This window comes from Bacillus sp. 2175 (assembly GCF_057812155.1).
On the sequence record NZ_CM173819.1, the window covers coordinates 1,584,562 to 1,599,185 of the forward strand.

Consider the following 14,624-nt stretch of genomic DNA (forward strand, 5'->3'; position numbering starts at 1 on the left):
TACTGTAAGCAAAACTAAAAATTGGAGAGGAAATACTACAACATGGAAAATTATCTATTATTTATCCTTACAGCAATGTTAATCATAATGATGCCTGGTCCTGGTTTTGCACTAGTTACAAAAAATACTATCTCGCATGGTAAAAATGGCGGGATAAAGACTGTTTTAGGAACGATATCTGGAATGATGATTCATACAATAATGGCTACGTTAGGACTTTCTGCTATCTTAATGAAATTTGCTATGTTATTTACATTTATAAAATATGCTGGGGCTGTTTATTTAATTTATTTAGCTGTAAAGTCAATTAAAAGTGCCTTACATAAAAAAGAAGATATGTCAGGTTCAGCAGAAATGGACTCTAAGGATATTGGGGCAATTAAAAGCTTTAGACAAGGATTTACTACGGCAATTTTAAATCCAAAAACCGCTGTATTTTTCCTTAGTTTTTTACCCCAATTTATTGTGAGTAATCAAAATCATTTCTTCCAATTTCTTTTGTTAGGACTCACATTTACGACTTTGACAGCAATATGGTATTTACTTTACATCTCACTCATACGTCAATTAAGAACTTTTTTAAGAAAAGAAAGAGTGAACCGTACAATAGAGGGTATTACAGGCGCCGTATTATTAGTATTTGGAGTTAGATTGTTTTTCCAAAAATAAATATGTAGATAAAACGAGAAATAAAAAAGTTGATTATTTCTCGTTTTATTCTTTAAAATCTGCAACAGAATCAGGATTTCCCCTCAAAGTATAAATTCCAAGAGGAACCGTTTTTTTATTTACTTATATACGTACAGCTGTACCACTGACAGCAACCATTAACATTCCATCACGAACAACTTCGTAATCTACGTCAATACCAACGATAGCGTTCGCACCCTTTTCTTTTGCAAGTTCTTTCATTTCGCCCATTGCAATATCACGAGCGTCTTTTAGTTTACTTTCATAAGCACCAACACGGCCACCGACAACATCACGAACGGAAGCGAATACATCGCGGACAATATTTGCACCCATAATAGCTTCACCATTTACAATATCAATATACTCAATAATCTCTTTACCTTGAATTCCAGAAGTTGTTGTTACAATCATGACTGACACTCTCCTAATATTTTATAATTTTTGATTAGCTTTCTTATGTCATAGAAAAAGTAGTTCTGGTACCAAAAATGCTTGATAGAAACATAGAATATTTTTGGCATCAGAAACAAGTCTAGTTTCTTACAGAATGAAAGCAAGGCAATTGTTTAACATATGTATCGCTATAACATATGCAATGGATCTTTTAGAAATAAGATAAGCCGCAGTAAGTATCAACGATCCAGGTAAATAAATAGCAATATCCGAAAGTTGGTTCGTATGAAGAAGTGTAAAAATCATAATCGAAATGATAGATGCAATAGCAGTACCAATATGGTAAGAAAAACGATTTATTAATATGTGGCGAAACACAATTTCTTCAAGTATTGGACCCAGAATACCAAATACAAGCAATGTAAATACAAGAGGTACCTCTGCACCCGTTTCAAGGAGCTGCTCTTGGTTCTCTGGTTGACCAGTTGCTAGAAAATGCATAACACACTGTTCCACAATTAACGTAAATAAAACTACCATAGGAATACTTACTATTTTCAAAATTGTCTTCTCTTTAAAATAAGTAAAACTTTCAATAATTTCTTTCCTAAAGTAAATGATTCCTACAATAGCAGGTACAGTAAAACCGATGGCACTAAGAACAAATTCTGATTCAACTAAATTGACATTAGCTAAAAGTGATATGCCAAATAGTATGTACAAGCCAATTTGAAATGGTACAAACAGTGTAAAGATTATTAGCATAATGATTTCTTTTTTATTCATTTTTATAAAGTTCACTGTATTGCCCCCATAATTAAATTACCTATAATTTTTGATTTTTCTTTCTGCATAACGCTCTCCTTCTAAATATATTTATATAAGATTATAAACCGGACGGTTCGGTCTGAATCGAAATCTAATGATACTACAAGTTTCTAGTTTTTTAAACCCTTTTTATAAAGTATTAACAAAATCAAAATGGAAAAAAGCAAATATATTTATATTTCAGTTGCTTTGTTACAATTTAATTCCAGTAATCATTAATGGTTAATCTTTTATAGAATGAAGTGAAAGTGGGAGTAGTTCAAACACTTTAGCTAAACATATTGATAAAAATTATATATAATAATCATATGTCTATACATTAAAATTAACTATATATTTTTACACCTCTACGATTTTAGATAAAATTAGTTGTATAATATGACTGAATTAAACAATTGGTCATGTTGTTTTGACGGAAAATTCACTTAATTTATGTAGGTAATACAATTTGATTAACTTCTTTTCAAACTGTATTGTTTGAGGTTTCCATAAGATAGGGATTGATAAGATATTTCTGTTCCAAACTTATTTATACTTACAAAAAAATTAAGAAAATAGAGGGTAAACATTACCTAGAATATTAGGATGGTTTTCATTAGGAGGATTACAAAGCATGACTAAAGTTGATAAGGTTAAAGAAAAAATTATTGAAACATCTTTATATTTATTTAATACTAATGGGATAACTCGCACATCCATCCAGGATATAATGACAGCTACTGAACTACCTAAAGGATCTATTTATCGTAGATTCAAAAGTAAAGAAGAAATTGTCCTTGCTGCCTACGACAAAAGTGGTGAGATTATGTGGAGTCATTTTCATAAAGCAATGGAAAATAAAAAGACAGCAATTGATAAAATCCTTGCAATTTTCCTTGTATATCAAGATGCAGCTAATAATCCTCCTATTGCTGGAGGCTGTCCATTACTTAATAGTGCCATTGAAAGTACTGGAGTATTTCCAGAATTACAAAAAGCAGCAGCAAAAGGTTATGATGATACAGTAATGTTAATGGCTTCTCTCATAAAAGAAGGAATAGAGAAACAAGAATTTAAAGAAGATATAGAGGTTATATCACTCGCTTCCTTTCTTGCCTCTTCAATGGAGGGGGCTATTATGGCAAGTCGAGTATCTAACGATAATATACACCATCATTATTTTATTGAACAAATAAAACATCATCTTTTCACTTATTCTAAATAAGTGAGAACTTGCATTGTTTCCATCCAATTTTTATAAAATTAAATTGAGTAAATACCCCTTATAAATAGTAACTTCTGTTTATAAGGGGTATTTGAATAGTTTTTAGATGATGTTTCATGTTTCTTATTGAACGGCTTTGTTATCGTTACTACAGAAAAAATGTGAATTAAATGTTAATTGATTTACATGTTTCAAGCGTATCTATATTGAGTTTGTAAATCTACACAATAAGTTTTCATTATATATTAAGTGTAGTAGAAGTTCAGATAGATAAAATTCGGTAGTCGAATTTTTTTGCATAAAGCTGTATAATGCTTGTAACGAAAGGGAAATACAGGAAGGGATTTGTAATGAGTTACTATGGAAAAAGATAAACAACAATTAAGCGTTGAAGTTGCAAGATTATATTATCAATCAGATTATAGTCAGCAAGAAATTGCTAACAAATTAAATATTTCAAGACCGACGATTTCTAGATTGTTAAAGTACGCGAAAGAAAAAGGGTTTGTTCAAATTAGCATCGCCGATCCATTTGCTGATTTAGATAACGTCGGGAATTTACTGAAAGAAAAGTACAACTTGTTAGAGGCACATGTTGTATTTTCTCCAGTGCCGGAATATGCAACGATTACAGAGTATATAAGTAAATATGCTGCTGAGTATATGGAAAAGACGGTTAAAAACGGTGATATTGTTGGTGTAAGCTGGGGCATGACTATGTATGAAATCGCTAGAAAAATCGTACCGCAACATGTAAAAGGGGTGGAGGTTGTCCAGCTAAAAGGTGGTATTAGTCATTCAAGTGTAAATACATATGCGAATGAGACGATAGCTTTATTTGCAGATGCTTTTCAAACGACGCCAAGAAATCTACCTCTTCCAGTTATATTTGATAATGCAGTGACAAAAGAATTAGTAGAGCAGGATCGACATATTCATCACATTATTGAAATGGGGAAACAAGCGAATATTGCAGTTTTCACTGTAGGAACAGTGCGAGACGAAGCGCTATTATTCCGATTAGGTTATTTCGATAAGGATGAAACAAGTTTACTCAAAAAACAATCGGTCGGTGACATTTGTTCACGTTTCTTTGATGGAGACGGAAATATTAGTAGCGAAGAGATTAATCAGCGTACAATTGGAATTGAGTTAGAGGAACTGAAATTAAAGAAACGCTCTATTTTAGTTGCAGGTGGTAATAGAAAAATAAAAGCAATTGATGGTGCGTTACGTGGCGGGTATGCAAATGTATTAATTATCGATCAGCATACAGCGAAAGAATTATTACATTATCAAAAAGATTAGAAATAAAAGGCGTTCTCAAGATGTTAATTTTGAGAATGCCTTTTATTTTGTTATGTATGAATGATAGGAGTTTTTTTGAACACAAATTGCCTTTTTAAAAATAATTATGGATATGGAGATACATACTACCATTGTTAACATAAAAATTTTGATTATATATCTGAAATGTTCTTTGTTAGAATGCGCTTTATTTACTACAAGATGATTCCTTTTAAAAAGAATGAACAAAATTTCAAAAGTGTATTTACATTTGTTCAACTAAGAGTTAGAATGAAGTTGTTAAAAGATATGAGGAGTGAAGATAATGAACATTGCAAAGTTAATTGACCATACAATTTTAAAAGCTAATACTACTAAAGAAGATGTTATGAAAGTAATCGAAGAAGCAAAGGAATATAAATTCGCTTCTGTTTGTATTAACCCAACATGGGTAAAATTAGCGGCTGATGAACTAGCTGGACATGATGTAGACGTTTGTACTGTAATCGGTTTCCCATTAGGAGCAAGCACGACTGAAACAAAAGCATTTGAAACAAAAGATGCTATTGCAAAAGGTGCAACTGAAGTTGATATGGTAATCAACGTAGGCGCTTTAAAAGATGGTGACAACGAACTTGTTGAAAAAGACATTTATGAAGTAGTACAAGCAGCAAAAGGAAAAGCTCTTGTAAAAGTAATCATTGAAACTTGCCTATTAACAGATGAAGAGAAAGTACGCGCTTGTGAATTATCAGTAAAAGCTGGTGCTGACTTCGTAAAAACTTCAACTGGATTCTCAACTGGCGGAGCAACTGCTGAAGATATCGCATTAATGCGTAAAACAGTAGGACCAAACGTTGGTGTAAAAGCATCTGGCGGTGTTCGTACACGTGAAGATGCAGACAAAATGGTAGCTGCTGGAGCTTCTCGCGTTGGAGCAAGTGCTAGTGTTGCAATCGTATTAAATGATGCAAAAGGTGCTACAGATAACTACTAATCATTAATGAAGTGAAGAGCAATAGATACACAAAGTAAAGTGTATCTATTGCTTTAATAATTGAAAAAAATGTAAGCGGATACGAATGGGAGGAGACGGCTTATGAAATACTTAATTGGTATTTTTGGCCTCGTATTGATTTTAGGTATCGCTTGGCTTGCTAGTAATAATAGAAAGAAAGTCAAATATCGCCCAATCATAACGATGGTTATATTACAATTTATTTTGGGGTTTTTATTATTAAATACAAGTGTAGGGAATATATTAATTAGCGGAATAGCAGATGGTTTTGGAGAGTTATTAAAATATGCCGCTGATGGTGTGAATTTCGTATTTGGTGGATTAGTAAATCAAAAAGAGTTTTCGTTCTTTTTAAGTGTATTAATGCCAATCGTATTTATATCAGCTTTAATAGGTATTTTGCAACACATTAAAGTATTACCTATTATTGTGAAATCTATCGGTCTAGCATTAAGTAAAGTAAATGGAATGGGGAAACTAGAATCATATAATGCAGTTGCTTCTGCGATTTTAGGACAATCTGAAGTGTTTATTTCAGTTAAGAAACAATTAGGGTTATTGCCAGAGAAAAGAATGTATACATTATGTGCATCTGCAATGTCTACCGTTTCAATGTCTATCGTCGGATCATATATGGTGTTATTAAAACCGCAATATGTTGTAACCGCTTTAGTGCTTAACTTATTCGGTGGCTTCATCATTGCTTCTATCATTAACCCGTATGAAGTTACTGAGGAAGAAGATATGTTAGAAGTACAAGAAGAAGAGAAAAAGACTTTCTTTGAAGTATTAGGGGAATACATTATTGATGGATTTAAAGTTGCGATTACAGTAGCAGCTATGTTAGTCGGTTTCGTTGCTCTTATCGCATTCATTAATGCAGTATTTAAAGGTGTAATCGGTATTTCATTCCAAGAAATTCTTGGTTATGTATTTGCACCATTTGCATTTATTATGGGTGTACCTTGGCATGAAGCAGTTAATGCCGGAAATATTATGGCAACAAAATTAGTATCGAATGAATTTGTCGCTATGACAGATTTAGCACAAGGAAACTTTAATTTCTCAGATAGAACGACAGCGATTATATCTGTATTCTTAGTTTCATTTGCAAACTTCTCTTCAATTGGGATTATTGCAGGGGCGGTTAAGAGCTTAAATGAAAAGCAAGGGAATGTAGTCGCAAGATTTGGTTTGAAATTACTATTCGGTGCAACATTAGTAAGTTTCTTATCAGCAACAATCGTTGGCTTATTATTTTAATAGATTCGTATCATATAAAAAGGAATGGTGATTGTAATGAGAATGGTAGATATTATTGCAAAAAAACGTGACGGCAAAGAATTAACGACTGAAGAAATCAAATTCTTTATTAATGGATATACAGACGGAAGTATTCCTGATTATCAAGTGAGTGCGCTTGCAATGGCAATCTTCTTTAAAGATATGACAGATCGCGAACGTGCAGATTTAACGATGGCGATGGTTGAGTCTGGTGAAACGATCGACTTATCAGCAATTGAAGGAATTAAAGTAGACAAACATTCAACTGGCGGTGTTGGTGATACAACAACTTTAGTATTAGGACCATTAGTTGCTGCTTTAGATGTACCAGTAGCAAAAATGTCTGGTCGTGGTTTAGGACATACAGGCGGAACAATTGATAAATTAGAAGCGGTAGAAGGATTCCACGTTGAAATTACGAAAGAGCAGTTCATTGATATTGTAAACCGTGACAAAGTAGCTGTTATTGGACAAACAGGAAACTTAACACCTGCAGATAAAAAGATTTATGCATTACGCGATGTAACAGGAACGGTTAACTCAATTCCTTTAATCGCAAGTTCAATTATGAGTAAAAAAATTGCAGCAGGTGCTGACGCAATCGTACTTGATGTAAAAACAGGTGCTGGTGCATTTATGAAAACAGAAGAAGATGCAAAAGAATTAGCACATGCAATGGTACGTATCGGAAATAATGTAGGACGTCAAACTATGGCTGTTATTTCAGACATGTCACAACCGCTTGGTTTTGCGATTGGTAACGCTCTAGAAGTAAAAGAAGCGATTGATACGTTAAAAGGTGAAGGTCCAGAAGATTTAACAGAATTAGTACTTGTATTAGGTAGCCAAATGGTCGTACTTGCGAAAAAAGCAAATACGTTAGAAGAAGCTCGTGAAATGCTAATTGAAGTTATGAAAAACGGAAAAGCAACTGAGAAGTTTAAAGAGTTCTTAAGCAATCAAGGCGGAGATAGCTCAATTGTAGACAATCCAGAAAAAATGCCACAGGCGAAGTATGTAATTGATGTACCTGCAAAAACTTCAGGTGTTATTTCTAACATTGTTGCAGATGAGATTGGTATTGCAGCTATGTTACTTGGTGCAGGTCGTGCAACGAAGGAAGATGAAATCGATTTAGCAGTAGGATTAATGTTACGTAAAAAAGTTGGCGATGCAGTAAAAGAAGGCGAGCCATTCGTAACAATCTACGCAAATCGTGAAAATGTAGAAGATGTAAAAGCAAAAATTTATGAGAACATCTCTATCGCTGAAACAGCAGTGGCTCCTAAATTAGTTCATACAGTTATTACTGACTAATCATCATTTCGTTTACTTTGAGGGGGAAATAATATGGGTAAGAAAAAATATATTGAAGAAGCAAACAAGATGTTATCGAAAGCGTATATTCCGTATTCTAAATTTCCTGTTGGCGCAGCGTTAGTTACGAAAGAAGGGAAAATCTATACTGGTTGTAATATAGAAAATGCTTCTTACGGTTTATGTAACTGTGCAGAAAGAACAGCAATATTTAAAGCAGTATCAGAAGGTGAGCGCGATTTTAGTTACTTAGTTATTACAGGAGAAACTGATGGACCGATTTCACCATGTGGTGCGTGTAGACAAGTAATTGCTGAATTCTGTGACCCGAAAATGCCTGTATTATTAACGAATGTAAAAGGTGATGAAAAAGAAGTGACTGTTGAGCAGTTACTGCCAGGTGCTTTCTCAATAGAAGATTTAAAATAAATTGAAAAGCCATTCTACAATTATTATTTGTGGAATGGCTTTTTTATTTTCAAAAATTGAATGTAATATTTTGTTCATACTCCGTTCATAAACTTTGCTTAAAATAATTGCAGCGAATATAGAAAGTTTACAACAGGAGGAATAGAATGAAGAAATTATATAATGCGGCATTTATTTACTTAATTATTGGTTTATTATCAGGTGTATTTGCAAGAGAGTATTCGAAAGCACAAGGAATTAAAGGATCCACAATGTTGCAATTAGTGCATACACATGTATTAGTGCTCGGTTTTGTATTCTTTTTAATTGCTTTAGCTTTATGTAAAGTGTTTCATGTACAAGAAACAAAGAGCTTTTGTGCATGGTTTGTTGTTTATAATGTAGGAGTAATCTTTACTATTGTTACAATGCTATGGAGAGGTCTTCTACAAGTAAATGGAACTGACTTTTACGGTTTAAGCCATATGGCTGGATTAGGTCATGTTATTATAAGTATCGGGCTCGTTTGGTTTATGATTTTGCTCAAAAAGTCTTTTAAATAGATAGGAGTGGGAAGAGTATGATAGCACTTTTATCAAGTATTTTAGCGGTTTGTATGGCTGTTGGTGTCATGTTTCTGCGCTTTAAAGCAGCGAAAAAACCGGTAACGAAAAAGAAAATTATATTGCCGCCAATTTTTATGAGTACTGGAGCAATGATGTACTTTTTACCGGAATTCCGATTAACGTCGTTAGAAATAATAGAAGCAATTATTGCAGGGCTTATTTTCTCTGTATTTCTTATAAAAACAACGAAGTTTGAAATAAGAGACGAACAAATATATATGAAACCGTCAAAAGCATTTATATTTATTTTAGTCGGATTATTAGCTGTACGAGTAGCGTTGAAATCATATTTAAGTCAATCGATTGATTTAGCGGAGTTAAGTGGAATGTTTTTCTTACTTGCATTTGCGATGATTGTGTCGTGGAGAATTGCGATGTATCGCTCGTTTACTAAATTAAAAAAGAAAATAAAAAGAGCTGGAATTTCTATATAGGAAATCCAGCTCTTTTTATGTTTTATTAGAATTCTTTAGCTCGGAACTCATTTGCTTAATTTTAAACGTATTTGAGCATCTTGTAATGCAGCAGGTGTAACGTTAAGACCATTTTGATCAACAATTTTTGTGTTTAATAAAATGGAATCTAAGCTTCCACGAAATGTTTGTGTATAGTTTTGGCGCAACATTTGTTGTTCTTGTTTTTCATCAACTGTTAATCCATTCGCTTTTTCTTTTTTTGACAATTCGTTAATACGGAATAAAATGTTTTGCATTTTGTTCACCTCTTATTTAAATTTAAATTAGCAACTTACTAATTTATAGTTATTGTAACTTGTTTAGTTGCCTGTGTCAATACTATCTAAAATTTAGTTAAAAATTGACGAAAAATTATAACAATAATAGAATGAAGTGTATTGAATAATTAGTTTCACAATTATACATAAAACGCTAGGGGGATTATCATGAAATCAACATTTTTTGCTCAAAATAGAGAACGATTAGCAAACACATTACCAGAGGGATCTATTACGATTTTATTTGCGGGACAAGCACCGCATATGTCAGCTGATGCACATTATAAATTTGTACCGAATCGTAATTTTTACTACTTAACGGGAATCGATGAACCAAATGTTATTTTTATGCTGAAAAAGGTTGGAAGTAGTGTTGAAGAAACACTTTTCATTGAAAAGGCAGATCCAGTAATGGAAAAATGGGTCGGTAAAACAGTTTCTAACGAAGAAGCAGAGAAAATTTCAGGTATAAAGAAAGTTATATATTTAGATAGCTTTGAAAAGACAATGTCAAATATACTTTTTACAGAAAATGCGAAGCATCTATATTTAGATATAGAACGTCGTGATTGGAATGGTACGGAGACAAAAACATTAGCATTTGCTAAACATGTAAGAGAAAAATACCCACACGTAACAATTGGTAATGTATATCCGAACATTTGTGAATTACGAGTATTTAAAACAGAGGAAGAAATTGAAATTATTAAAGAAGCGATTGCTATAACGAAAGACGGTATTTACAACGTACTTAAGCATGCAAAAGCAGGCATGATGGAGTATGAATTAGAAGCACAATTTGATTTTACACTGAAGTCATCTGGAATTAAGTACCATGCGTTCAATACAATTTTGGCGAGTGGGAAAAATGCTACAGTTCTTCATTATGAAGATAATGATGCACAAATTCAAAATGGTGACTTAGTATTACTAGATTTAGGTGCTCAAAAAGACTACTATAACGCTGATATTAGTTATACATTCCCAGCAAATGGAACATTCTCTAGTCGCCAAAAACAAATTTATAATATTGTATTAAAAGCATTAAAAGAAACAACAGAGATTATTAAGCCAGGATTAAAGTTCGCTGCATTAAATGAGCATACAAAAAAGGTACTGGCAGAAGAGTGTAAAGCAATTGGTTTAATTCAAGAAGATGAAGAGTTATCAAAATACTATTATCATGGTGTCAGCCATTTCCTTGGTTTAGATACACATGATGTAGGAACATATAAAGATAGAGTGTTAGAAGAAGGTATGGTTATAACAATTGAACCTGGTCTTTATATTGAAGGAGAATCAATTGGAATTCGTATTGAAGATGACATTCTTGTAACGAAAGACGGGTATGAAAACTTGTCAAAAGATATCATTAGGGAAGTTGAAGAAATTGAAGAATTTATGAGTGTAAATAATGAACATGTAAAAGGAAACCAAGCTGTAGTTAAATAATAAAAGAGTCATCACTAATTTATTTGAACTTTATCTCGAATCGTGGACAATTAAAAAATCCATGATTCGGGATAGGGTTCTTTTCTTCGAAATACTAATCTTTAATTATTAATCCTAATAAAGTAGCAAACTGAACAGCTTGATATGTCGATACTTTACATCCTCTTAAATCGTTCACTGAAACTGTAAGTGTATCAAAGGTAGAAGAACTAATATCTATCCCCTTCAGTGATGTCTGATCAAAATTAGCTTCATCAAGACTACATAATTGGAATTCAACTTTTTTAAGTTTACAGTCAAAAAAATCTGCATTATTTAATGAAGTTTCATTGAAGATGATTTTTTCTAGTTTAGAATTTCCAAATGCCGCTAAATTCAAAATTGAATTCTCAAATTTAACATTTCCTAAGCTAGATCCTGTGAAATTTACTCCGATTAATTTACTGTTTTTAAATTCGACTCTGTGAACAGAAGAATTGCTTAAATTAACATTTGATAAATCACAGTTTTCAAAACAAACATCTGTAATATCAATATTGCTAAAGTCTGTATTAGTAAACTTACAGTTTTTTATCACCGCATCATATAACCGCACTCTATCTACAGATTCATTTTCGAAAGTGGAGTCTATAATTTCACACACTTCCAATGTTGGATCTTCTTCATAAAAAATATCTTGAAAATTCTTTGAAGATAACTCTGGTGAAATTTTTGGTCTATCAATTTTCATCGTATATCAATCCTCTTCTATTTGATATATTTGTGTAATTTGAGTCCATTGTCTGTGAGGAACATTAGTTCTTATTATACAAAAATCTAAGTTCTTTTGTGAAGAGCATTTTAGCTACATTTTTCTTATTTAATAATAGCAGTGTTATTGTTTCTTAAGAAATAACGTCAAAACAAATACGAGAACGGCTAATATAGTCGCTACAAGGAAAGCATTTTGTATTACTAAAATATTCGTCTCTTGTAATGTCTCCGCTTTTAGTAATTTTCCAATTAGCTTACGTAAGATCTAATTACATCTCCTTATTTTCTTGAAAATCAACTTCTATAATGATTTTGAAAAAGAATAAGGAGGGATTGTCCATGAAGCGATTTGTATTAGCAGCCGTTACTGTCTCTGTAATATTTTTAATTGCTGCCTGTTCTGTGACGACAAATACAACAAATGATCATAAAAATATGAATGATAACAAAACACTACAGACTGAAACAGCTACAACACCATTGAAGGTTGAAAAAGGGCCAGAAGTTACTTTAATAGCGAAAGAAGAAAAGCAAAAATTAAGTAACGGTGTTATTGTTCCAGTCTGGACATTTAATGGCTCATCTCCTGGTCCAGAAATTCGGGTGAAAAAAGGTGAAAAGGTGAAAGTGACATTAAAAAATGAATTATCTGCACCAGTATCTATTCATTGGCATGGATATCCTGTCCCAAATAACATGGATGGAATTCCGGGCGTGACACAAGATGCAGTTGAACCAGGAAAAAGTTTCACTTACGAATTTGAAGCGAACGTACCAGGAACGTACTGGTATCACTCGCATCAAGATTCTGTAAATCAATTAGATAGAGGTTTGTATGGAGCGCTCATTGTAGAGGATACAAAGGAAAAATATGATAAAGATTACACATTACTGTTGGATGAATGGGTTACAGATAAAGAAGAAATTAAAAAGCAGTTAAAAGAAATGACAAAAGGGCAAATAGGTAATAAATCTAAAGGTGATGAAAATACGAAAAAGAATGATGATAAGAACGGCATGGATCATTCTGGTATGGACATGGGCAGTGATCAAAAAGACTCTGGCAATATGGCAGGAATGGACCATGGAAATATGAAGATGGAAGGTCATGATATGAGTATGTATGATTTATTCACAATCAATGGAAAAAGCGGTGATTTAGTAGTGCCATTGAAAGTGAATAAGGGAGATAAAGTTCGTCTTCGACTTGTTAATGCTGGTTATCTATCACATGATATACATGTTCACGGTCATGATATAAAAGTAATTGCGACAGATGGTCAACCAATAAACGATCCAAAAGTTATAAAGGATAAAGTAATTTCAATCGCACCGGGTGAACGTTATGATATTGAATTTACTGCTAATAATCCTGGGAAGTGGTATGTTGAGGACCATTCAAAAAATAAAGGTGCAAAAGGAATGAAAGCTGTTATTGAGTATGATGGCAGCAAAGAGATGAAAGATAAAGCAGATGAAAAGGGAAAATTAGCGAAATTAGATATGACGAAATATGGTGCTAAAAAATTAGGTAGTTTCACGTTAAATCAAGAGTATACTGCCACATATAATATGGACTTAAATACGCAAATGAATGAAAATGAAATGGTATATACAATTAACGGAAAGGTATTTCCGGATATTGACCCAATTCAAGTGAAAAAGGGTGATTTAGTAAAAGTGAAATTGGTAAATCGTTCTAAAATGGATGATCACCCAATGCATTTACATGGTCACTTCTTCCAGGTGTTGAGTAAAGATGGAAAACCGATAGAAGGTTCTCCAATTGTAAAAGATACATTGAACTTAAAACCAGGAGAAGAATATGAAGTAGCCTTTGTAGCAGACAATCCCGGTGAGTGGATGTTCCACTGTCACGACCTACATCATGCTTCAGCAGGGATGGTAACGGAAGTGAACTATACAGATTATAAATCTGACTATGTTCCAAACCAAAACATTCCTAATAAGCCAGAATAATAGGAAGCAGTTATCCTATGGATAGCTGCTTATTCATTTTTGTTGCAAGTACTAATGTATATGTTGATTATGCCCAGGTGAAGGTGAAGGTGCAGGAGTATGATCTGGGAATGTCGCGAATACGGCAACGATAATTACTACACTAATTGAAAGGAATAACAAAAAACGACGTTGGATAAAAGTAGAAAAGTTCTCCGATAACAATTGAATCACACAGGACATAGTAATCGTTATAGTAAGTAAAAGGCTAATGAACAATATACTATGAGCTTGTTGAGCGTTTAACATTTCTGTAATCATTGCTCCCATCATACTTGCCATTAATCCAGAGAACATTCCTTCTAAAGCAGTATATAGGTGAAAACGTAGACCCACTAAAAAACCGATAAAACCACTAATTAAAATAGCAAGTAAAGTAGAATATAGTAATTCCCCCTTAAAGAGAATGCCTAAATAAAAACCAATACTTAAACCGATACTCATACTAAAAGACATAATAAATACCATATACTCCATTAGGGTAACCTTACGTTTAGAAATATTGGATACAATAAGAATTGAGGTACAGCAAAGTGTTAAGGTAGTTAACGTATAAGCAAACATTATGATACCTCCTTGTCCTATCGTTCATTTCATCATATGTGTACT

At 32.9% G+C, this 14,624-nt stretch carries 16 protein-coding genes; 11 read left to right on the plus strand and 5 right to left on the minus strand.

Annotation, left to right across the window (positions count from 1 at the left end; genetic code table 11):
• Positions 1–42: 42 nt before the first annotated feature.
• Positions 43–669 (plus strand): LysE family translocator, encoded by a 627-nt coding sequence (locus ACXKY9_RS08535; protein WP_000432999.1) that lies wholly within the window; start codon positions 43–45, stop codon positions 667–669.
• 123 nt (positions 670–792) lie between these two features.
• Here the strand turns inward: ACXKY9_RS08535 and ACXKY9_RS08540 are convergent, their stop codons facing one another.
• Positions 793–1,104, minus strand: coding sequence for a heavy metal-binding domain-containing protein (locus ACXKY9_RS08540; RefSeq protein WP_000637518.1), 312 nt, complete (start codon positions 1,102–1,104; stop codon positions 793–795).
• Positions 1,105–1,233: 129 nt separating this feature from the next.
• Positions 1,234–1,887 carry a CPBP family intramembrane glutamic endopeptidase gene (locus tag ACXKY9_RS08545; RefSeq protein WP_001009302.1) on the minus strand — a complete coding sequence of 218 codons (654 nt, stop codon included), beginning with the start codon at positions 1,885–1,887 and terminating at the stop codon, positions 1,234–1,236.
• A gap of 640 nt (positions 1,888–2,527) precedes the next feature.
• Between ACXKY9_RS08545 and ACXKY9_RS08550 the strand changes: the two genes are divergently transcribed.
• The 8 genes from ACXKY9_RS08550 (at position 2,528) to ACXKY9_RS08585 (ending at position 9,492) form a co-directional block, all read left to right on the plus strand.
• A complete protein-coding gene (locus ACXKY9_RS08550; RefSeq protein ID WP_000169648.1) occupies positions 2,528–3,118 on the plus strand; it encodes a TetR/AcrR family transcriptional regulator in 591 nt (196 codons plus the stop codon).
• 360 nt (positions 3,119–3,478) lie between these two features.
• Positions 3,479–4,426: a DNA-binding transcriptional repressor DeoR gene (deoR, locus tag ACXKY9_RS08555; RefSeq protein ID WP_000409786.1), complete on the plus strand. Its 948-nt coding sequence runs from the start codon at positions 3,479–3,481 to the stop codon at positions 4,424–4,426.
• Positions 4,427–4,730: 304 nt separating this feature from the next.
• Entirely contained in the window at positions 4,731–5,402 is a 672-nt protein-coding gene (gene deoC / locus ACXKY9_RS08560) for a deoxyribose-phosphate aldolase (RefSeq protein ID WP_001017441.1), read from the plus strand.
• Positions 5,403–5,504: 102 nt separating this feature from the next.
• On the plus strand, positions 5,505–6,686 hold the full coding sequence (locus ACXKY9_RS08565; protein ID WP_000876173.1) for a NupC/NupG family nucleoside CNT transporter: 1,182 nt from the start codon (positions 5,505–5,507) through the stop codon (positions 6,684–6,686).
• A 36-nt stretch (positions 6,687–6,722) separates the two neighbouring features.
• On the plus strand, positions 6,723–8,024 hold the full coding sequence (locus tag ACXKY9_RS08570) for a pyrimidine-nucleoside phosphorylase (protein ID WP_001983022.1): 1,302 nt from the start codon (positions 6,723–6,725) through the stop codon (positions 8,022–8,024).
• A gap of 33 nt (positions 8,025–8,057) precedes the next feature.
• Positions 8,058–8,453, plus strand: a complete 396-nt coding sequence (locus ACXKY9_RS08575; protein ID WP_000516778.1) for a cytidine deaminase — start codon at positions 8,058–8,060, stop codon at positions 8,451–8,453.
• 146 nt (positions 8,454–8,599) lie between these two features.
• Positions 8,600–8,995: a DUF2871 domain-containing protein gene (locus ACXKY9_RS08580; protein WP_000737864.1), complete on the plus strand. Its 396-nt coding sequence runs from the start codon at positions 8,600–8,602 to the stop codon at positions 8,993–8,995.
• Positions 8,996–9,012: 17 nt separating this feature from the next.
• Positions 9,013–9,492: a CcdC family protein gene (locus ACXKY9_RS08585; protein WP_000561043.1), complete on the plus strand. Its 480-nt coding sequence runs from the start codon at positions 9,013–9,015 to the stop codon at positions 9,490–9,492.
• Positions 9,493–9,539: 47 nt separating this feature from the next.
• Here ACXKY9_RS08585 and ACXKY9_RS08590 read toward each other — a convergent pair whose 3' ends face one another.
• Positions 9,540–9,770, minus strand: coding sequence for a DUF896 domain-containing protein (locus ACXKY9_RS08590; RefSeq protein ID WP_001179612.1), 231 nt, complete (start codon positions 9,768–9,770; stop codon positions 9,540–9,542).
• Positions 9,771–9,959: 189 nt separating this feature from the next.
• On the opposite strand from ACXKY9_RS08590, the gene ACXKY9_RS08595 reads away from it, so the two are divergent.
• On the plus strand, positions 9,960–11,243 hold the full coding sequence (locus ACXKY9_RS08595) for an aminopeptidase P family protein (protein ID WP_000842968.1): 1,284 nt from the start codon (positions 9,960–9,962) through the stop codon (positions 11,241–11,243).
• Between the two features lie 94 nt (positions 11,244–11,337).
• Here the strand turns inward: ACXKY9_RS08595 and ACXKY9_RS08600 are convergent, their stop codons facing one another.
• Positions 11,338–11,973 carry a pentapeptide repeat-containing protein gene (locus ACXKY9_RS08600; RefSeq protein ID WP_000687273.1) on the minus strand — a complete coding sequence of 212 codons (636 nt, stop codon included), beginning with the start codon at positions 11,971–11,973 and terminating at the stop codon, positions 11,338–11,340.
• Between the two features lie 362 nt (positions 11,974–12,335).
• Here ACXKY9_RS08600 and ACXKY9_RS08605 point away from each other — a divergent pair, with 362 nt between their 5' ends.
• Positions 12,336–13,976, plus strand: a complete 1,641-nt coding sequence (locus ACXKY9_RS08605) for a multicopper oxidase family protein (RefSeq protein ID WP_000819877.1) — start codon at positions 12,336–12,338, stop codon at positions 13,974–13,976.
• A 51-nt stretch (positions 13,977–14,027) separates the two neighbouring features.
• On the opposite strand, the gene ACXKY9_RS08610 is transcribed toward ACXKY9_RS08605, so the two are convergent.
• Positions 14,028–14,579: a hypothetical protein gene (locus ACXKY9_RS08610; protein WP_000458547.1), complete on the minus strand. Its 552-nt coding sequence runs from the start codon at positions 14,577–14,579 to the stop codon at positions 14,028–14,030.
• Positions 14,580–14,624: the final 45 nt, after the last annotated feature.